Below are 18,374 nucleotides of genomic sequence, written 5' to 3'. Positions count from 1 at the left end.
CACGACGCTCAGCTGACCCAACCGCCGATCACGAACACGGCAAGCACCGCCAGCCACAGCAGCAGGATGCGCCACACCAGGCTCATCGCATCGCGCAGTTCGGGCAGTTCGCGCATCGCCTGCACCATGCCTTCCTCGGCGTACTCCTCGGCCTCTTCGGCCAGCTCGCAACGCACGCTGGCGCGCGCCGCACTGCCCAGGAAACCCGCGTCCAGCGCGAACCGCGCGCCGCCGCTTTCGCGCCACGTCGAGAACACGGTGTCGAAATTGCCGACCAGCGCCATCGCCAACGTCATCAGCTGCGCGACGGGCCATTCCATCACCGACTTCAGCACGCGCGCGCCTTCGCGGTTTTCGGGCGGCAGGTCGGCCCACGCATCCCGCGCCGCGAGCACCGCCAACCGATAAAGCATCGCGCCCACCGGGCCGAGCAGCAGGAACCAGAACAGCACGCCAAACCAGCGTTCCAGCGCATTGCGGAACACCGCCTCCACCAGCGCGGGACCATCGAGCGCAGCGGCTTCGCCGGTCAGGCCGAGCCGGGCGATGGCCTCGCGCCGGGTCGGCGGATCATGCGCATCGATGACGGCCTCGACATCCACATCGAGGTCACGCGGGCCCCACGCGTACACGAGCACCGCGATATCGAACAACAGTCCGACCAGCCCGTAGATCGGGCCATCGAGCAGCCATTGCAGGATACCGACCACGAGCAGCACCGGGACCAGCGCGAGCATGATGCCGTAGCGTCCCTGCCACGCAGCGCCCTGCCCCGTATTGCGGGTCAGCCACTCCAGCCATGCGCGGTACCAGGCGTACTGGCGCAGCGAAATGACCAGCGTGGGCGCGACATGGCCCAGCACCAGTGCAATCACGACCGCGACGAGGGTGATCGACATGACGTCCTCCGGGCCCGGATTCTAGCGCGCCCGGACGTTAATGGCCGGTCTGCACGGGTGGCATGCCTATGGGCGCCGCGCGAGCATGGCAGCATGCCAGTGCTCGATGAGCGCGCGTGCGATGGAGATGGAAGGAGAAAGCAGCAGCGGAGCATCGTCGCCACCTTCCCCGTGCAGCGCCGCATCAACCTCGTCGAAGGTGAACCAGCGCGCGTCCTCGAGTTCGCCATCCACCTGCGGTGGATCGGGCTCGCCTTCCGCGCTGAAGCCCAGCATCAGCGCACCAGGGAACGGCCAAGGCTGCGCGCCAAGGTAGCGGCATGCGCGCACGCGCACCTGCGCCTCTTCGAGCACTTCGCGCGCAACCGTCTGCTCGAGTGTTTCGCCCGGCTCCACGAACCCGGCAAGGACCGAATAGCGGCGCGGTGGCCACGCGGCCTGGCGGCCCAGCAACAGCCGCTCGCCATCACTGACCGCCACGATGACGGCCGGATCAACGCGTGGATAGTGATCCTTGCCGCACTGCGTGCAGTGCGCGATATAGCCGGCGCGCTTGAAGGTGATCGCGCCGCCGCAGGCACTGCAGAACCGGGTGGAGGTCTGCCAGTGCAACAGCGCGCGCGCCATCGCGAAGATGCCGGATTCGAAGGGTGGCCACGACGCCGCCGCACGGCGCAGATCGACGTGCGATGGCGCCTGCATCGCGTGATGCCGCGCATGCGCGGCGAACCACGCCACGCCGTCCTTCAACCCCAGGAAAAGGCTCGCGCCGGGACCGCCGCCCAAGGCGGCACCCGCTGGCGCGAAGAGTTCGCCCTCAGCCTCGGCCAGTGCGCGCCCGTCGTCCTCGAGCAGCAGGACGCGCGCCTCGGGCCACAAGCGGGCCAGTGCGTCGGCATCGTCACGCAGCGCATCGGCACGATCGAGCGTATCGCCGGCAAAGGCGAACCCGGTCAATGGAGCGGAGGGAGGCGGAAGACCTGTCACGGAACGCGGCAGGCCGGAGGTCACATGCTGAAACTGCTGCCGCAGCCGCACGTCGTCTTGGCGTTGGGGTTGCGAATGACGAACTGCGCACCTTGCAGGCTCTCGCTGTAGTCGACTTCCGCACCCATGAGGTACTGCAGGCTCAGCGGATCGACGAGCAGCGAAACGCCATCGGTATCCACCGCCACGTCGTCCTCGGCGCGGTTCTCGTCGAATTCGAAGCCGTACTGGAAGCCGGAGCAGCCGCCGCCCTGGATATAAACCCGCAGCGCCAGCGCATCGTTGCCCTCATCCTGGATCAGCTCGCGCACCTTCGCCGCTGCGGCGGGGGTGAAATTGAGCGGCCGGTCGATGGACTGGTAGTCCGGCGCGGCAGGTGCGATGGGCAGGGATACGACGGTGGTCATGGCAAAAGGATGGGGGCTGGCGGCAGGCAGTTCAAGTTCAGCGCGCCGCGGCGCCTTCGCCTGCGCCGTCCTTCGCGGCGGCCTGTGCCCACGGGAACGACTGTTCCACGGCCGTACCACCCTGCGGCACCACGCGCGCGATGACCCGCACCGGCTTGAAGCCCTGGGGCAGCAACAGGTCGCCTTCCACCTGCTGGAAATACTTGAAGGAATACGCCACGCCCGGCGCATTCGCCTGCTGGCGCAGATCGGACCAGCCCAGCCGGCGGAGCTTTCCGCCCTCGGTGCCTTCCACCGATACCAGCAGGCGGCCGGCATTCACGGCGCCCCGGTTGAGGTTCTGGGTGAGGGTGGCGGTGAAGTGCCAGGCCTGCGCGTCCTGGGGGACCAGGGTGAGTTCGTGCACCGACAGGCCCCGACGCTGCGCGGTGGCACCCACGAAACGCTCGTAGAAGGCCACATCGGCACGCAGACCGGAGATCTCCTCGTCGCGCTCGGCGAGGGTGGCCTGCAGGTCGCGATTGGCATCGCGGCTGATCTGGTCCGAACGCGCCAGGGTAGCGGCGCGCTGCTCAAGCACTTCGATGCGCTGCTGCTGGGCCCGTAACTGGCCCGGGGTGGGCGCGTCGCCGGCATGGCGCGCGAACACCTGCCACGCACCCCAGACGCCGAATCCCAGCACAAGCACCAGGACGGCGAGCAACACCGGCCACCCCACCGCGCGGGGCGGGGGCACGGTCGGCGGGACGGGCCTGGTGCTCATGGCCGCAGGATAGCGCGGCGTCTCACATCAGGCTCTGAATGGAAGCCTCAGGCGTCGGCGGCCCAGGCTTCGGGCAGGGCGGCGCCCTCCCGGGGTTGGCCGGCCGGGACCGCCTCGGCGTGCACGAGGTGGCCGGTCAGCTGCGCGCCGGCATTCATCTCGACCACCTTGTAGTGCAGGTTGCCGTGGACGCGGGCCTTGGGGGCCAGTTCGATGCGCTCGTGCGCATACACGTCGCCGACCATGCGCCCATTGATCACCACCACCGGCGCCTGCACTTCACCTTCGATGCTGCCCTGCTCGGCCAGCGTCAGCACGGCGCGCTCGCCGGATTCGGCGATCACCTTGCCCTGGATATGGCCTTCGACGTACAGGCCGCCACTGAACACCACGTCGCCACGGATGATCACCTGGGGGCCGATCAGGGTGTCGATGGCACCCACGTCCGGACGGATGGGCTTGTTCTTGAACATCTCACTTGCCTCCTGCGGCGGTAGCGGTCTTCCAGTCGAAGGCCTGCTCCACCGCCGCGTCATCGCCATGCAACGTCACCTTGACGCGTTGCGGCGTGAAGCCCGGCGGCAGCATCACGCTGCCATCCAACTGTTGGAAATATCGGAATGAATAGGCCTGCCCGGGGGCGCTGCGCTGCTGGTGCAATTCGTCCCAGGCGACCGCGGCGAGCTTGCCGTTGCGCACGCCTTCCACGATGAAGCGCATCTGGCCCTGGCTGATCGCGCCGCGATTGAGGGTCTGGGTCAGCATGATCTGGTAGCGCCAAGTGCCGCCCGATGCGGGCTCGAACTCGGCCACGTGCACACCCAGGCCTTTACGCTGGCCGGTGGCACCGACCAGGCGCTCGTAGAACGCCACGTCGGCACGCAATGCGGCGATCTCTTCGTCTCGCTCGGCCAGCGCGTCCTGCACTTCAGCGTTGGCCGCGCGGCTGATCTGGTCGGAACGGGCAAGCGTCGACTCGCGCTGTTGCAGCGAACGCAACTCGTTGCGTACGGCGGCGATATCACGCTCGGCACGCCCCCGCGCGGCATCCGCCTGCGCCAGGCGCGGCGCCGCCGTATGGCTGGCGACGAACCAGGCGGCCGCCAGACTGCCCGCCCAGGCGATGCCCAACAGTAGCGTGGTGCCTCGACGACGTACGGCCGCATCGCGCGGGACGATGCGAAAGCGGGATGGAAGACGCTCGGACATGACGGACAAACGGCGCCAGGCACTCAGCCGGCAGCCAGATGGGACCCCTATACTCGCCGCAGTGGCGCGAGTCCTCGAGTTTACCGGGAGTGGCTGACATGTCCGAAGCGCATCTTTTCGTAATTGGGATCTTGTTGGCATGGATGGCGGGCATCCGTGTCTATCTGACGGTCTTCGGCCTCGGACTCGCAGGCGCGCTCGGCTGGCTCGACCTGCCGCCAGCCCTGCAGGTGACCGAATCCTGGTGGGTGCTCGGTACGTCCGGTGCGCTGGCACTGACGGAGTTTTTCGCCGACAAGATCCCGGGGGTCGATTCGGGTTGGGACCTGCTGCAGACCCTGGCCCGAGTGCCGGCGGGCGCCTTCCTGGCCGCGGCGACCCTGTCGCCGGACGGCCAGCTCAGCGGCGGCGCGCTCGCTGCGGGCGCAGGCGTCGCGCTGACCAGCCACCTGCTGAAGAGCGGCTCTCGTGCCTTGATGAACACGTCCCCGGAGCCGGTCAGCAACTGGACCGCCTCCGTTGCCGAAGACGCCGTCGTCGTCGGTGGCCTGTCGTTGGCCTTTGCACACCCCTGGATTGCGTTGTTCCTTGTTGTAGGGATGTCGTTGCTGGTGGCGATCGCCGTGTGGTGGGTCTGGCGCACGCTTTCGCGCGGGTTGAAGCGGCTTCTGGAACCGCTGCCCGCGACGCAGGCGACACCCCCGACCTCTGGCCCGTGACAGGCGCCAGCGCATCGGGGATCATGGGTCTGCCTCACCTGTGAACTTCATCGCATAATGGGGCTCAGCTTGGGGAAGCCTGATGTCCGCCATCGATTCCACGTCCCGCATGCAGGATGAGCCGCCGCGCTCGCGCCTGCGTGCCGAAACCCCACCGGCGCACTATTGGCGACGTTGGGCGGGCGATGCCGCCCCGGAGGACGAGGACCTGCCCGGAGCCGGAGAGCCCGTCGAGATGACCCCACCGCCCCCCACGCCCGTCTCCGCCGCCCCGACGACGCCCACCGCACCGCCCGCCCCGGCGGCGAGCGACACCGGCACCCCGCCACCGCCCGTCGATCCGGAATCGCCGTACCGCGTGATGATCGTCGAGGATGACCGTGGGCAGGCCTTGTTCGCGCAGAGCGTGCTGCATGGCGCCGGCATGCAGGCCGAGGTACAGATGCAGTCCGACGGCGTGCTCGATGCAATGCGCCGCTTCCATCCGGACCTGGTCCTGATGGATCTGCACATGCCGGGCAAGGACGGCATGTCGTTGACGATGCTGATCCGCCAGCAGCCCGAATACCTGCACCTGCCGATCGTCTTCCTCACCGGCGATCCGGACCCGGAGCGCCAATTCGAAGTGCTGGAAAGCGGCGCGGACGACTTTCTCAACAAGCCGATCCGGCCACGTCACCTGATCGCCGCCGTCTCCAATCGTATCCTCCGCTCGCGCCAGCGCCAGCAAGCGCTCCCGCGCGCGACGTTGAATACGGAAACCGGCCTGCCCACGCGTACGTTCGTGCTGCAGCAGCTCACCGACAGCCTGCAACGCAACGCGGGCGGCGGCCTGTTCTTCATCGAAGTCAGCAGCGCACTGAGCCTGCGCGAGCGTTACGGCTACGCCGTGTTCGAGCACCTGATGAACCAGGCCGGCCGCCAACTCGCCGCCGCCGCGTCGCCGCATCCGGTCGCACGGCTGAACGACAACAGCTTCCTCATGCTTGCCGACACGGTCGACGAAGGCACGCTGGTCGCGCTCGCGCAACAACTGCGCGACGGCCTGACGGCCCACGATTTCCAGGCTCGCGCGAACGAGGCACTGAAGTTGCGCGGTTCGGTCGGCTACACCGCGCTGTCGCTCGGCTTCGCCGATGCGGGCAGCGCGCTCGAAGCGACCGAACGCGCCGTGTTGCAGGCCCGCCTGAAGCCGGAAAGCCTCGCCGCCTATGAACCCGCGCAGATCGACGAGGACGCACCGAGCATCTCGCTCGAGGACGGCCAGTTCGAACTCGCCTACCAGCCGATCGTCGCCGTCGCCGGCAGCGACCAGGCGCAATACCAGGTGCTGCTGCGCATGCGCCAGGCCGATGGGTCGCTGATATCGGCCTCGCAGGTCATCCCAGCGGCGGAATCGGCCGGCGGGATCGCGCAGATCGACCATTGGGTGCTGGAACACGCACTCTACGTACTGGCCGAACGGCAGGCGGAAGGCCCTTCCCTGCGCCTGTTCGTGTCGCAGTCACCGCGCTCGCTGGCGCGCGACTCGCACGCGCAGTGGTTGCTGGATGCACTGCGCGCGCGGGGTATCGAAGGCACGTCGCTGGTCATCGACCTTCGCCTGGCCGATGCGCTGATCCACACCGTCACGCTGCGCCAGTTCTGCCAGCAGCTCATGCCGGCGGGCGTGCAGTTCTGCCTGAGCCAGTTCGAGCCCGGCACCGAGGCCGATGCCCTGCTCACGCAGCTGCCCCTTGGCTTCGTGCGCGTGTCCAGCAAATACGCCAGTGCGCACGCCGACCCGGTGCTGCGCGACCAGCTGCGCGGCGTCATCGATGCCGCCCATCGCCAGGGGCTGCAGGTGATCGGCCAGCAGATCGAGGATCCGCAGGCCGCCGCGGCCATGTGGATGGGCGGTGTCGACTTCATCCAGGGCAACCTGGTGCAGGCGGTCGGCAGCGAACTCGGCTTCGACTTCCACAACGCGGTGCTGTAAGCATGCCCGCCGCGGGGCGCACACCGGTGATGCCCTGGCTGACGACGGCGCTCGCCGCCGCCACGGTCGCCGCTGGCGGCCTGCACGCGGCGGGCATCGATGGTCCCTGGTTACCGGTGGCGATCGGCGCCGGCGGCGCCACGCTCGCCACCGCACTGGCAGAAGCGCTGCGCGCCCGCGCGCAGGCGCACCGGCACACGGGCGTACAGGCCCGCGCGGCGATGGCAGAGTCCGAACGGGACGGATTGCGCCGCGACCTGCAGCGGCACGACCAGTTGGAACAGGAACTCGTGCGCGCCAAGCAAGCCGCCGAGTCCGCGGCGATGGCCAAGGGCGAGTTCCTCGCCACGATGAGCCACGAGATCCGCACGCCGCTCAACGGCATCGTGCCGATGCTGGAGATGCTCTCGCGCGCGCCGCTGGCGCCGGACCAGCGCGAGATGCTGGCGACCGCCACCGCCTCGTCGCACCAGTTGTTGCGCATCGTCGATGACATCCTCGATTACTCGAAGCTCGAGGCCAACAAGCTCGACCTCGAGATAACGGGCTTCAACCTGCGCGAACTGCTCGATAGCGTGCTGCAGCTGATGTATCGCCCGGCCGAGAACAAGGGCCTGAAGCTGAGCCTGCAGCTCGACCCCGCGGTACGCCTGCCGGTGCGCGGGGATCCGGTGCGTTTGCGCCAGGTGCTGACCAACCTGGTCGGCAACGCCATCAAGTTCACCGACCGCGGTTCCGTCACCTTGGTCGTGCGCCGGCTCGGCGAGACCGCCGCGCAGCACTTGCTGCGCTTCGAAGTGCGCGACACCGGCATCGGCATCGACGAAGACGCGCGTGGACGCCTGTTCCATTCCTTCAGCCAAGCCGATGCCTCGACCACGCGTCTGTACGGTGGCACCGGCTTGGGCCTGGCGATCTGCCGGCGCATCGTCGACCTGATGGGCGGCCGCATCGACGTCGTGTCGGAGGTCGGCCGAGGCTCGACGTTCTGGTTCGAGGCCCCGCTGATGAAGGTCATCGGCGACCTTCGCCAGCGCGACAACGGCGCACTGGACCACGGGCGCGTCCTCATCGTTTCGCCTGACGCAAGGCTGAGGCAGCGCCTCACCCTGCTGGTCACCAACTGGGGCATGCAGCCGGTCGCCGTGGAAACCACCCAGGAAGCGCTGGACCGTCTCCGCCTGGTGTCCGAGCAGGCACAACAGGACTACCTGGCGGTGCTGGCCGACATCAGCGGTATCCGCAGCACGGCGCTCGCGCTGCACCGCGCGATCACGCGCCGTCCGCTGCCGGACTCGCTGCGCCTGGTCTGGCTGTATGGCGATGAGACCGTACCCTCCGAACTTCACGCACGCGCGACCTTGCTCTCGCGTCAGTCGCCGGATGCCGACCTTCGCGCCGCGCTGACCGGTGCCGCGCCCGAGCGCGACCCCGAAGTCGGAGCACCGATGGTGGAAGAAATCTTCCCAGTGACATCCGGGCCGGATATTCCGGAAACGGCCACGCCGGCGTTCGCAACGACACCGGTCAGCGCCGAAGCCGCACCTGAAATCCCCTCCCAACCCGAGCCGGCCATCGTCAGCGCCATGCGGATCGAGCCCCGACTCCTGCTGGTGGAAGACAATCCGGTCAATCTGCTGGTGGCGCAAAAGCTGCTCTCCGCGCTCGGTTTCGAGTGCGAAACGGCGGCCAACGGCGACATTGCGCTGAAGCGCATGCAAGTGGAGCACTTCGACCTGGTGCTGATGGACTGCCAGATGCCGGTGCTGGACGGCTATGCGGCGACGCGCCGCTGGCGCGAGATCGAAACCGAGCGTGCGACCGGCGGGCGTCTGCCGATCGTCGCGATGACGGCCAATGCCATGGCCGGCGACCGGCAGCGCTGCCTCGACGCCGGCATGGACGACTACCTCGCCAAGCCGGTGTCGCGCGAACAACTGGAGGGTTGCCTCAATCGCTGGCTGCCCGACCGGATGAACTTCGTGTTGCGCAACGCCGCGCTCGCTGCGCCCGTCGAGCCGGCGCCCGCCACGCCAGCGGTGGCCACGGCGCGCGCACCGGCACCGAGTTTCCCGGTGCTGGACCAGACGATGCTGGAAGAACTCCGTGAAATCGCCGGCGACGAAACCGCCCGCATCATCACCGTATTCCTCGAAGATGCGCCGCGCCTGATCTCGACGCTCGAGAAGGCGGCGGCGATCCCCGACCTGGATGCGATGCGCGATGCCGCGCACACACTGAAATCCTCCAGCGCCAATGTCGGCGCGATGGCGCTATCGGCTGCCGCCAAGCGCGTCGAACTGGGTGCACGGGCGCGCAAGCTGGAGCGCCCGGCCGTCGCAGTCGCGCTGGTCATCGCGGAGTATGCGCGCGCCCGGATGGCGCTCCAGGGCTACGCCGCACAGCAGTTGGGCAGGCCACTGATTCCGCAGCCTGCCGCGACGCCTCAGTCGTCGCCTTCGAGCTTGGTCAGCAGGTAGTTCGGCTCGCCGATCCGATCGATCACCGACAGCTGCGTCTCCAGCCAGTCGATGTGCTCTTCCTCGGAATCCAGGATGTCGGCGAACAGCTTGCGACTGACGTAATCCGCCACCGACTCACAGTACTTGATGGCATCGCGCAACAGCGGCAGGGCTTCCTGCTCCAATGCCAGGTCGCACTCGAGGATCTCGCGCGGCGTCTCGCCGATGCGCAGCTTCCCCAACGCCTGGAAATTCGGCAGGCCATCGAGGAACAGGATGCGCTCCGACAGCTTGTCGGCATGCTTCATCTCGTCGATGGATTCCTTGTACTCGTGCTCGGCCAACTCCTTGAAGCCCCAGTTCTTCAGCATCTTGGCGTGCAGGAAGTACTGGTTGATCGCGGTGAGCTCGTTGTAGAGCGCCTTGTTGAGGTACTCGATGACCTTGGCGTCGCCTTTCATGGCCATGCTCCGTGGGCGGAAGGACGGCAAAGGTTAGCCCGTGCACGCGCTCCGTGACGGAACGCGAATCGTGATCATTGGGAAGGAGCGACGCCGCCGACGGACGGTTGCCGCGAATCAGGCGGCGTGGGACAGCGTCAGGATCGGGAACAAGGATTCCCGCGGCGCGGGCTGCGCGGCCTGCAACACATCCATCGCCATGTCGAGGCAGCTGCCGCAGTTGGCGCCGGCGCCCGTCCGCATCGTCAGCTCGGCCACGGTCGTGCAGCCAGCGGTGGCGGCTTCACGGATCTGGCGTTCGGTCACGCCGTTGCAGATGCAGACGTACACGTTAGGGAGCGGATGCGACGGACCCACAGTGGCCCGGTGCTATTGCACCCAAAATGAGAATGATTGTCAATTCTGGGCAGGCTCGCTCCCGCCATCCCGTTTACGTCCGGGCCGGCTACGGCCTCGCCGGCGGACAATCTCCTGCGGCCGCGCGGACGGCAATGGCGGGGGAATGGCCTGGACCCCCGCCACGCCGCGCGCGAACGGCGCGAGATGGCCCAGGGCACTGGCGTAGACACGGCGCTTGAACAGGACCACGTGCTCGACGGGGTACCAGAAATCCACCCAGCGCCAATGGTCGAACTCGGGGCTTTCGGTCAGGTCCAGGCGCAGATGGGCTTCATCCCCCAAAAGACGCAACAGGAACCAGACCTGCTTCTGGCCGATGCAGACCTGACGCTCGTTCCGGCGCACCGCCCGGGGCGGCAGTCGATAACGCAGCCAGCCGGGCGTCACAGCCAAAACTTCGACATGTTCGGGCAACAGGCCGGTTTCTTCGCGCAACTCGCGGTACATGGCCTCGACCGGTGTCTCGTCCGTGTTCATGCCGCCTTGCGGGAACTGCCAGCCATCCCGGCGCACCCGTCGCGCCCAGAACACCCGGCCATCCGGCCGCATCAACACGATACCGACATTGGGTCGGTAGCCGTCCGGATCGATCACGATGCGGACTCCTGAAATCTACTGCCCCCGACTCTGCCACGCCCCGCCGGAAGCGACAAGCGCGCGCCGCCCGGTTGACATGGAGGGGGTGAAAATGAAGAATACGCGGTTCACGCGGCTATGTAGCTCAGCCGGTTAGAGCACAGCACTCATAATGCTGGGGTCGGTGGTTCGAGTCCACCCATAGCCACCAGATTCCTGTTAGGAATCAACGCGTTGAAGAAGCCCGCCGCAAGGCGGGTTTTTGTTTGGGTGCGTTTCGGGGTTGCGGTAGGGGTGGGGCCGGCTTCAGGGTGGCTTAGGAAAGCTGCCGCTCATTCGGAGATCTCCGGAAGGCAAGGGCTCAACTGAGGCCTCGAGTAACGCCAAGCAAGCCAACAGGGCATACCCCCTACTGGCGCGCCGGATCTGTAGGACCGGCGCCCATGCGGCAACGCCGATGGTTGCCGACGCCTGACCGCTCCGCCATCTCCCGCCCGTTCCTGCCCATGGGGCCCCAACAAACGATGGACATGCCATGAGCGCCGCGAACCGGTGGAAAGATCGGCTTGTAGCGTGGCTGGAGGCCAAGGCCGACAAGTGGGTGCAAGAAGAAGCGCCCCATTTCCCGTTGAAGGTCCTCCTGACGGTTCTGTTGCTCATCGTCGTGATTCTTCCGGGGCCGGATGAACTTGCCATCCCCGTGACCGACACCTGCCCCTCGGCGGACGCCCGGGAATGCAAGAAGCAGTTCCTCTTTTGCAGATCGGTCGACGCCGGCATTGAGATGAAGGGGATGACCAGGGTCAAGCTCAGGAACGAGTGCCTCCGCAGCTACGAGCAGCGGTGCAACGCATGCGGCACCCCCGTTGACCTCAAGTGCAGAACCTACTGGGAGCGTTACAAAAGGCTGGGACCTTGGTGGGTTGGCAAGCTTCCTGCCGGGCAATGGCTCTGGAAACTGGTAGGTCCCAAAGAGGCGCCGAATTGTGAATCGCGCCGCTTGGAACTTGGCGGGGTTTGACGGGAGCCCCACAGGGCCGCTTCTGTTGTTTGAGGCGCCGCCAGCTGAACGCGGTTGGCGGTGGCCTGATGCGCTTCCCATAGCGCCGCCTACCCCGCCGCCGAGGGTCGGAGCCCGTGAAACATGCTTCGGCAATCCACGTCTCGTTCCACACAATATTTGGTGTTGACTGGCTCCAAATCACCCCATATCTTGCCGTTGTCGGTTCCCGCGGTCCGCAAGCCACGGGATTAAAACGGGAAGCTGGTGACGCCTTCGGGCCACTCCGGCACTGCCCCGCAGCGGTAATAGGGAACGAACCCGCCACAAGCACTGAGGCCAACCTCGGGAAGCTGGCGAAGTAGGTGGAAGACAATCCTTCCGAGCCCTTCAGTCCGAAGACCTGCCGACGGCCCCATTTCCACGCGTTGGACTGGATGGGGTCAGTCGACTGGCGTCGTGCCAGTCGCGGGGCTCCCGTTCGCATCGCGACCCGCGACCACACCTCCAGATCGACCTAACCCCTCGGGCTGGTGGATGTGCGTTCGCAGGAACAGACGATGAAGAGTGATGGCAACCGACATAAGCTTCATATCCAGGGCGAGATGAGCACGCGCGGGGCTGACCGGGCGGGCCAACTCTTGGCAATCGCCGCACTCGTCCTCGCGTGCACATTCGGTGTTGCGGCGATCCTCTACGCAGTTCGGTCGTGGTGGACGTGAGGATCTCCGGAAGCCATCACGATGGTAGGGGTGGCTTGGCGTCCTCAAAGGCTGGGCCCTCCCCCTGAATACCGTAGCGGTGAAAGCCTGCGCCTTTGACAGGCTGGAATTCAGGGCATTAATGTGAATGAAGATCACGTTAAAGGCGCAATGGAATGTCCCAGAACAAGTCGCCTCGAGACCTACTTCTCGAGCAGATCGCCAGCGAAGGCTACAACGTCGGTTACAGCGCGAGCCTGCACTTCGCGACTCTCGACATCGCCTCGAAAGTACCCACCATGGTGACCGTCACCTCGTTTGCAGTAGGGATCTTAGGCCTGGTCTATCCGCAGTTTGCCGACAAGTTGCCGTCGGCAATTCTGCTGATTATCGGTATTTGCATGCTCTATGCACGCGACTATGAGTCGCGTCTTGGCGAATACGAACGGACTGCTATACAGCTGAATAATTTGTATAAGCGCCTACATGACCTTGCCATCGATGCAAAGAGCTCAAGCGGTCAGTCGGCACAACTGGACGAGTTTCGCCAGCGTCTAATCAACATACGCACAGAAGCATCCGACCTGAACGTGTCTCCACAGATCTTCGGGGCAAGCTGGAAGGCTCACCACCGATTCTTCTGGGTGATTGACTCCTCATGGGTTCGAGAACACCGAAATCCCAAGTTCAGCTGGCGCGATATGGCGCCGCTCTCTGCCTTTGTTGGTTTGGGCGTCATCGCTTCGGCTTTACTGGCTGGTGGAATCCACCTTTTCATCAACGCTCTTTGCCAATAGCGGCGCACGTCCATGAGTGCAGCCGCGTTCAACAAATTTCTCTCGAACCTCGCCGTATCCAATCGCCAGGACATTTCCACCAGCTATGAGGGCATAACGACCCGCCTCAATGCTGATTTCTGGAATTCCAGCTCTGACACGCTGCATAGCTTGCAAGTTGGCTCCTTTGGGCGTCGCAGCGCTATACATGGCATCAGCGACCTCGACATGGTTTTCGAGATGCCGCCAGGTGATCTCGCACGCTACGAAGGGCGCTCCGGCAATGGCCCGTCCCAGATGCTGGCAGATGTCCGGGCCTCCCTACAAAAGAGATACACGAGAACAACGATTCGCGGGGATGGCCCAGTCGTGGTAGTGGACTTCGAGAATTACGTGGTAGAGGTCCTCCCAGCGTTTCTCCAGAATGATAGGTCTTACATATACGGCTCAACTCGAAACGGAGGTTCGTGGGAAAGAACAAATCCCCGAATCGAGATGGAAGCCTTCAATACCTATGACACGGCTTGGAACGGGAACGCTCGTGCATTAGCGAAGATGATGCGCGCCTGGAAGAACAACATGGGGGCGCCGATGGGCGGCTACCTCATAGACACTCTCGTAGTTCAGTTCTTCCTAACTCACGTTACCCAGCAAAACGCATCCGCAGCTGACTATCCCAACCTTTTGGTCACACTTTTTGCGTGGCTCAGCGGGCTCGACAACGACGGCACCTGGCCTGCACCAGGAAGTGGCGACCCCGTCAAAGCAAAAGGTCAGTTCACTGGCAGAGCTCGAAAGGCGCTACGCAGATGCCAGCAGGCAAACGAAGCCACTGATCTTGTTGAGAAGACTAAAAAGTGGCGCTCTGTCTTTGGCCGGTCGTTCCCGGTGATGAGCAGGATGATTCTGCAAGAGACCGTTCTCCCGGACCTTACCTCCCCAGGCGAAGAATTTATCGAGGACAAATTTCCTGTAGACATTCGCTACAGAGCAAAGCTCGACTATGAAGTGATGCAGAACAATGTTATGCAGTGGCGATTTATGCAGCTTGCGCGCCGCGATAGGCGCTTGCCCTTCGGGTACCGCCTGCGATTCTTCCTACGCGAATGCAACGTGCCCGAGCCATACAACGTGCGCTGGAAGGTTAAGAATCGTGGCCATGCTGCGCGCGGAAAGGAACGAGGCGGCTTAGAGGTCGATGGCGGAAACCGTGAGAAGTACGAGAACACAAACTTCGAAGGTGACCACTATGTCGAGATCTACTTAATCAAAAACGGCGTCTGCGTAGCGAGGGATCGTGCCGAGGTTCCCATTGTCGTTGCGTAGGCACGAACTCGCACCTACTCATTAGCTCGATCCTTGGAGCACGACGAACGGCTAAACCGCTTCGGCATGAACTACGCGGATGAATGTTCGTCGTAGTAGAGAAGCGACTGTGCGCCTTCGACACGCTGTAGCCTCCAGCTGAACTTTTCGGTGCCGGGCAGCAAATCGAAATCTTTGAGCTGGATGGCTACCGGAAACTTGCCCACCTCATTGCCAAGGATCACAAAGACAAGTTCGGTGGTCGCGATGAATTCTCCGCAGCTTCCATCAAACTCACGCTGCGGATCGAACTGGAGAGATTGCAACCCGATCTCTACCCTTTCTCCTCGTAGGATCTTGTAGAGCGTATCTATCTCATCAAGCTCTTGATCCGACAACTCATACGATAATGGAAGTTGAAATCCTGATGCGCAGAACTTTGTTATCGCGTGCAGTTTTGATAGGTACGCAAGATGGCCGAAGACGGGAAGCATTCTTGAGACCTCAGCCTCACCGAGCACGGCAGGCACCCGCCCTACATCAAAGTCGAAGCAGAGCCATATAGAGCGCTTAGTTGTCGCTTGCTCGAACCATTCGGCGAAGCCTGCAAGCGCCGTAAGATTGGCGACAGGAGCACTGGAAAGATATCCGGAAGTATTGGTAGATAAAGTGATGTTCGCCTTAGTCCCATTCTCGCTGGGGTCAAATTGGGCACGCAGACTCAGGGGCGACTGTTCGCCCTCACTTAGAACAGCAAGCCCTCTTGCCCCCCGGTAGAGTCTCGAATCAATCTGGACAGATGCCGCTGTCAGGCTGAATTTTTCGCCAGGAACCATCGTTACTTGCACTGATTCGCTACGAGTAGGCCGCAGGGAGACTCGGCCGACCAATCCACGATCCGCTCCAATCTCTTCAAACAGTGGCGAGCCAGTCATTCGGAACTCTGCTACGTCAAACTCCGCAGGAACTCCATAGTTCATTGCATCTCGCAGCTTCTCAACATTAGCGGACTGCGGCACAGGATTGATTACAAGACCCGCCGCAAATTCCTCGTTTGGCTTTGCTGCGGAAACTGCGTAGCTCTCCCGACCATTCACGTAGTCGATCCTAACCCTAAGTCGGTCGTCGATACTTGATAGATAAGCTGCGCGCTCGTTGGCTGCCGACGCAACGGCGTCTCTACGCTGACCCATTGGCAGCATTGAAGGCTTAAGGTACTCCATGAACTCCCCCTCATCGGAAAGCACGTTGGAGTCTGGAAACTTGAGCCCCGTCTCTCCGCTTCCCGCAAGCCGGCCGGGATGCTCCTGACACCACCTTCTTGCGTCGAGCCAGAGGATTCGTCCATCCGGAAGAACACGAAGAATGAATACGGGCACCACACAATCTGCATATTGACGGAGGCGCTGCTTGCTCACTTTGGCAACGTAGGACCGCTTCCCTCTCGTGGCAGTCCCCTTAACCTGCACGCAGAATCGAGCACCCTTGAATACGCTTTGATCTGGCGTGATAACAAAGTCGTACCCGACGTCGATGAAGTCTTTTCCCACTACCCATCGCCAGCCCGTGAAGAGCTGCCGAACCGCAAGCTCAGAGGCTTCGGCCACGAGCTGACTATCAGGAAAGTTCATCTTGGCTCCACTTCCGTGTGGCCGAAGATGCTCCTGCAAACCTCTCAAAGCAACAATGCATTTGAAGTCCCTCTCACTGCCCACAATTGCGGACGATCCGCATCCAATCATGAACCTCCGGCCCTTCCTATCGTTGGCTTACGCCAACCACGGAAGCAGCCCGTATGTCAGTCACCACCCTTACCAAGCGTCTTGTCGCGACAGCCCAGCCCAAGGATCGCGCCTACGAGCTCAGGGACACGCAGGTACGTGGCCTCCTGCTCCGGGTGCAGCCCAGCGGGCATAAGGCTTGGGTCGTCACCTGGGAGCACGGGAAGCGTCGTACGCTGGGGTCCGCTGGACAACTAACGCTTGACCAGGCCCGCGAGATCGCCCGCAAGATCATCGCGGAGTACATTCAGACTGGGCTGCCCAGCATCGCCAAGCCCGCTGCCCCGAAGATCACCCTCGCTGAGTTCCTGCGCGACCACTACCACCCTTGGGCACGCAGCGAACTGAAGGGGGCCGACAAGTACATCGGTCGCCTGCAGCGGCTGTTCCCAGCCGCACTCGACATGCCTATGTCGGACATCAACTCGGCATGGGTCGAGCATTGGTGGATGAAGCGGTTGCAGACCAAGGCTCGACCGGATCGGGAGGGCCTCATCACCAAGGCCACTGCATGGCGCGATCTTGCCAGCTTCCGCGCCGTGATCTCCAAGGCAGTGAAATGGGGGATGTTGGAGCAGAACCCCATCCAACAGCTGCGCATGAAGGCTGCCAAGCCACGGAGCGTGGTTCGGTTCTTCAGCCCCGCAGAGGAGCAGCGCCTAAGGTGTGTCCTTGCGACGCGAGACTTGGAACACGCCGCAGCGCGCAGGTCCGCCAATGAGTGGCGAGCAGCCCGCAAGCGTCCTCTGTTTCCAGAGGTGCCCGAGGGCGCCTATGCAGACCACCTGACCCCGGTTGTGCTGCTGGCGATGAACACGGGGCTGCGTAGGGGTGAACTACTGTCGCTGGACTGGTCGGACATCAATCTCCAGGCCCGGATGCTCACGGTGCGCCGGGAGAACGCCAAGTCCGGCAAGCAGCGCCACGTACCCCTCAATGCCGAGGCGATGACCGTGCTCCGTCAGTGGGCATCGCAAGGCAGCAGTTCGGGCAGCGTGTTCGGCATCTCCGGCATCAAGTCGTCCTGGGACACCCTGTTGACCGCAGCGCGGATCGAGGGCTTCCGCTTCCACGACCTGCGCCATCACTTCGCGAGCCGGCTGGTCATGGCTGGCGTTGACCTCAACACGGTCCGCGAGCTGCTCGGGCATGCCGATCTAACGATGACCCTCCGCTATGCCCATTTGGGTCCAGAACATCTATCTGCCGCTGTGGCCAAGCTGGTGGCTTAAGCCCCCGATTTGTCTGCACCAGACTTTTGCCTGACATCAGCAAGAATCTTGGCCTTCTGCTTCGCGTCGAGCGCGCTGTACGAAAGAATGAGTTCGGCCAGCTCATCCGAATCAGCAAATAGATAGGCAAGGGGCACGTTCAGGGCCGCTGCCAGTTCTGCAGCTTTCTCGATGTCTGCCAAATTGACCTGCTGCTCGTATCGGTTGACGCGAGCGGCCCCACGATTCTTGTCCCGCTCCTTATCCACGAGTGCCCCCAGCGACGGCCAGGTGCACCGCATCGCCACCGCGATGACCGGCGAACTCTTCGCGCTGTTGCGCCAGCACAGCATCCTCGGCCGGTTGATGCCCGCCGGCGACGTGCGCTTCGATGGTTACGCCTTCGACGCCGGGCTGAAGCGCAGCGCCGACGCCGGCGGCCTGCTGCACCACCTGTTCGGCGTGCGCACGACGGGCCTGTTCCAGCAGTTCGCCGAACCGGCGCTGCCTTCGTATCTCTCCGGCCTGCTGATCGGCCACGAGTTGCGCGCATCGGGCTTGCTCTCGCATGCGCCGCGCCCGGCGCAGGTGCACCTGATCGGCAACGACCGCTTGCTGGCCTCCTACGCGCACGCACTGACGACGCTGGGCGTCGGCGTGCAGCGCCATCCCGAAGACCTGTCCGCGCGCGGCCTGCATGCGCTGTGGGCACGGCGGACCGCGACCGCCCCCTACTAGAG

General features: G+C 64.1%; 19 protein-coding genes, 1 tRNA gene and 1 riboswitch. Of the genes, 9 read left to right on the top strand and 11 right to left on the bottom strand.

Translation table 11 applies throughout. The features are described 5' to 3' along the window. Positions 1–8 precede the first annotated feature (8 nt). The 6 genes from ACSION_RS03705 to ACSION_RS03680 all read right to left on the bottom strand — a co-directional run bounded on the left by ACSION_RS03705 (position 9) and on the right by ACSION_RS03680 (position 4,265). Positions 9–899: a cobalamin biosynthesis protein gene (locus tag ACSION_RS03705; RefSeq protein ID WP_435304892.1), complete on the bottom strand. Its 891-nt coding sequence runs from the start codon at positions 897–899 to the stop codon at positions 9–11. Positions 900–965: 66 nt separating this feature from the next. After that, positions 966–1,886 carry an NAD(+) diphosphatase gene (gene nudC, locus ACSION_RS03700; RefSeq protein ID WP_435304891.1) on the bottom strand — a complete coding sequence of 307 codons (921 nt, stop codon included), beginning with the start codon at positions 1,884–1,886 and terminating at the stop codon, positions 966–968. 20 nt (positions 1,887–1,906) lie between these two features. Then, positions 1,907–2,293 (bottom strand): iron-sulfur cluster insertion protein ErpA, encoded by a 387-nt coding sequence (gene erpA / locus ACSION_RS03695; protein ID WP_056878554.1) that lies wholly within the window; start codon positions 2,291–2,293, stop codon positions 1,907–1,909. 37 nt (positions 2,294–2,330) lie between these two features. Further along, positions 2,331–3,056 (bottom strand): DUF6776 family protein, encoded by a 726-nt coding sequence (locus ACSION_RS03690; RefSeq protein ID WP_435304890.1) that lies wholly within the window; start codon positions 3,054–3,056, stop codon positions 2,331–2,333. 47 nt (positions 3,057–3,103) lie between these two features. After that, positions 3,104–3,529 (bottom strand): bactofilin family protein, encoded by a 426-nt coding sequence (locus ACSION_RS03685; RefSeq protein ID WP_435304889.1) that lies wholly within the window; start codon positions 3,527–3,529, stop codon positions 3,104–3,106. 1 nt (position 3,530) lies between these two features. After that, entirely contained in the window at positions 3,531–4,265 is a 735-nt protein-coding gene (locus ACSION_RS03680) for a DUF6776 family protein (protein WP_435304888.1), read from the bottom strand. Between the two features lie 98 nt (positions 4,266–4,363). Between ACSION_RS03680 and ACSION_RS03675 the strand changes: the two genes are divergently transcribed. From ACSION_RS03675 to ACSION_RS03665, 3 genes are all read left to right on the top strand, one after another. Next, on the top strand, positions 4,364–4,984 hold the full coding sequence (locus tag ACSION_RS03675; RefSeq protein ID WP_093489917.1) for a DUF4126 domain-containing protein: 621 nt from the start codon (positions 4,364–4,366) through the stop codon (positions 4,982–4,984). Positions 4,985–5,066: 82 nt separating this feature from the next. Further along, on the top strand, positions 5,067–6,962 hold the full coding sequence (locus ACSION_RS03670; protein WP_435304887.1) for an EAL domain-containing protein: 1,896 nt from the start codon (positions 5,067–5,069) through the stop codon (positions 6,960–6,962). 2 nt (positions 6,963–6,964) lie between these two features. Then, a complete protein-coding gene (locus ACSION_RS03665) occupies positions 6,965–9,442 on the top strand; it encodes an ATP-binding protein (protein WP_435304886.1) in 2,478 nt (825 codons plus the stop codon). Here the strand turns inward: ACSION_RS03665 and bfr are convergent. From bfr to ACSION_RS03650, 3 genes are all read right to left on the bottom strand, one after another. Beyond that, positions 9,409–9,885: a bacterioferritin gene (gene bfr / locus ACSION_RS03660; RefSeq protein WP_093490773.1), complete on the bottom strand. Its 477-nt coding sequence runs from the start codon at positions 9,883–9,885 to the stop codon at positions 9,409–9,411. The genes ACSION_RS03665 and bfr overlap by 34 nt on opposite strands. A gap of 117 nt (positions 9,886–10,002) precedes the next feature. Further along, positions 10,003–10,215: a (2Fe-2S)-binding protein gene (locus tag ACSION_RS03655; protein WP_435304885.1), complete on the bottom strand. Its 213-nt coding sequence runs from the start codon at positions 10,213–10,215 to the stop codon at positions 10,003–10,005. Between the two features lie 66 nt (positions 10,216–10,281). After that, complete coding sequence (locus tag ACSION_RS03650; RefSeq protein ID WP_435304884.1) at positions 10,282–10,878, bottom strand: RNA pyrophosphohydrolase; 597 nt, start codon at positions 10,876–10,878, stop codon at positions 10,282–10,284. A 116-nt stretch (positions 10,879–10,994) separates the two neighbouring features. Here ACSION_RS03650 and ACSION_RS03645 point away from each other — a divergent pair. The 4 genes from ACSION_RS03645 (at position 10,995) to ACSION_RS03630 (ending at position 14,663) form a co-directional block, all read left to right on the top strand. Further along, positions 10,995–11,071, top strand: a tRNA-Met gene (locus ACSION_RS03645). Positions 11,072–11,395: 324 nt separating this feature from the next. Further along, positions 11,396–11,881, top strand: coding sequence for a hypothetical protein (locus ACSION_RS03640; RefSeq protein ID WP_435304883.1), 486 nt, complete (start codon positions 11,396–11,398; stop codon positions 11,879–11,881). A 185-nt stretch (positions 11,882–12,066) separates the two neighbouring features. Beyond that, positions 12,067–12,285, top strand: a riboswitch (cobalamin riboswitch). A 452-nt stretch (positions 12,286–12,737) separates the two neighbouring features. Beyond that, positions 12,738–13,358 (top strand): SLATT domain-containing protein, encoded by a 621-nt coding sequence (locus tag ACSION_RS03635; protein WP_435304882.1) that lies wholly within the window; start codon positions 12,738–12,740, stop codon positions 13,356–13,358. Between the two features lie 12 nt (positions 13,359–13,370). Continuing rightward, on the top strand, positions 13,371–14,663 hold the full coding sequence (locus ACSION_RS03630; RefSeq protein ID WP_435304881.1) for an SMODS domain-containing nucleotidyltransferase: 1,293 nt from the start codon (positions 13,371–13,373) through the stop codon (positions 14,661–14,663). Between the two features lie 71 nt (positions 14,664–14,734). Here ACSION_RS03630 and ACSION_RS03625 read toward each other — a convergent pair whose 3' ends face one another. Continuing rightward, the gene (locus tag ACSION_RS03625; RefSeq protein ID WP_435304880.1) at positions 14,735–16,273 is read right to left on the bottom strand and encodes a DUF4365 domain-containing protein; all 1,539 of its coding nucleotides are present in this window, start codon (positions 16,271–16,273) and stop codon (positions 14,735–14,737) included. A 164-nt stretch (positions 16,274–16,437) separates the two neighbouring features. On the opposite strand from ACSION_RS03625, the gene ACSION_RS03620 reads away from it, so the two are divergent. Then, positions 16,438–17,655 (top strand): tyrosine-type recombinase/integrase, encoded by a 1,218-nt coding sequence (locus ACSION_RS03620; protein ID WP_435304879.1) that lies wholly within the window; start codon positions 16,438–16,440, stop codon positions 17,653–17,655. On the opposite strand, the gene ACSION_RS03615 is transcribed toward ACSION_RS03620, so the two are convergent. Beyond that, on the bottom strand, positions 17,652–17,903 hold the full coding sequence (locus tag ACSION_RS03615) for an XRE family transcriptional regulator (protein WP_435304878.1): 252 nt from the start codon (positions 17,901–17,903) through the stop codon (positions 17,652–17,654). The two genes, ACSION_RS03620 and ACSION_RS03615, sit on opposite strands and share 4 nt — an antisense overlap. 22 nt (positions 17,904–17,925) lie before the next feature. Here ACSION_RS03615 and ACSION_RS03610 point away from each other — a divergent pair, with 22 nt between their 5' ends. Continuing rightward, positions 17,926–18,372 carry a 2-dehydro-3-deoxygalactonokinase gene (locus tag ACSION_RS03610; RefSeq protein ID WP_435304877.1) on the top strand — a complete coding sequence of 149 codons (447 nt, stop codon included), beginning with the start codon at positions 17,926–17,928 and terminating at the stop codon, positions 18,370–18,372. Positions 18,373–18,374: the final 2 nt, after the last annotated feature.

The organism is Pseudoxanthomonas sp. LjRoot125 (genome assembly GCF_964252705.1).
Lineage (GTDB): Bacteria > Pseudomonadota > Gammaproteobacteria > Xanthomonadales > Xanthomonadaceae > Pseudoxanthomonas_A.
This window is presented reverse-complemented; position numbering and strand designations above follow the sequence as displayed.

Coding starts and splice junctions, on each gene's coding strand:
- ACSION_RS03630 (WP_435304881.1), top strand. CDS start 13,371: ATGAGTGCAGCCGCGTTCAACAAATTTCTCTCGAACCTCGCCGTATCC.
- ACSION_RS03680 (WP_435304888.1), bottom strand. CDS start 4,265: ATGTCCGAGCGTCTTCCATCCCGCTTTCGCATCGTCCCGCGCGATGCG.
- ACSION_RS03705 (WP_435304892.1), bottom strand. CDS start 899: ATGTCGATCACCCTCGTCGCGGTCGTGATTGCACTGGTGCTGGGCCAT.
- ACSION_RS03625 (WP_435304880.1), bottom strand. CDS start 16,273: ATGAACTTTCCTGATAGTCAGCTCGTGGCCGAAGCCTCTGAGCTTGCG.
- ACSION_RS03690 (WP_435304890.1), bottom strand. CDS start 3,056: ATGAGCACCAGGCCCGTCCCGCCGACCGTGCCCCCGCCCCGCGCGGTG.
- ACSION_RS03635 (WP_435304882.1), top strand. CDS start 12,738: ATGTCCCAGAACAAGTCGCCTCGAGACCTACTTCTCGAGCAGATCGCC.
- ACSION_RS03620 (WP_435304879.1), top strand. CDS start 16,438: ATGTCAGTCACCACCCTTACCAAGCGTCTTGTCGCGACAGCCCAGCCC.
- erpA (WP_056878554.1), bottom strand. CDS start 2,293: ATGACCACCGTCGTATCCCTGCCCATCGCACCTGCCGCGCCGGACTAC.
- ACSION_RS03675 (WP_093489917.1), top strand. CDS start 4,364: ATGTCCGAAGCGCATCTTTTCGTAATTGGGATCTTGTTGGCATGGATG.
- ACSION_RS03665 (WP_435304886.1), top strand. CDS start 6,965: ATGCCCGCCGCGGGGCGCACACCGGTGATGCCCTGGCTGACGACGGCG.
- ACSION_RS03670 (WP_435304887.1), top strand. CDS start 5,067: ATGTCCGCCATCGATTCCACGTCCCGCATGCAGGATGAGCCGCCGCGC.
- bfr (WP_093490773.1), bottom strand. CDS start 9,885: ATGAAAGGCGACGCCAAGGTCATCGAGTACCTCAACAAGGCGCTCTAC.
- ACSION_RS03640 (WP_435304883.1), top strand. CDS start 11,396: ATGAGCGCCGCGAACCGGTGGAAAGATCGGCTTGTAGCGTGGCTGGAG.
- ACSION_RS03685 (WP_435304889.1), bottom strand. CDS start 3,529: ATGTTCAAGAACAAGCCCATCCGTCCGGACGTGGGTGCCATCGACACC.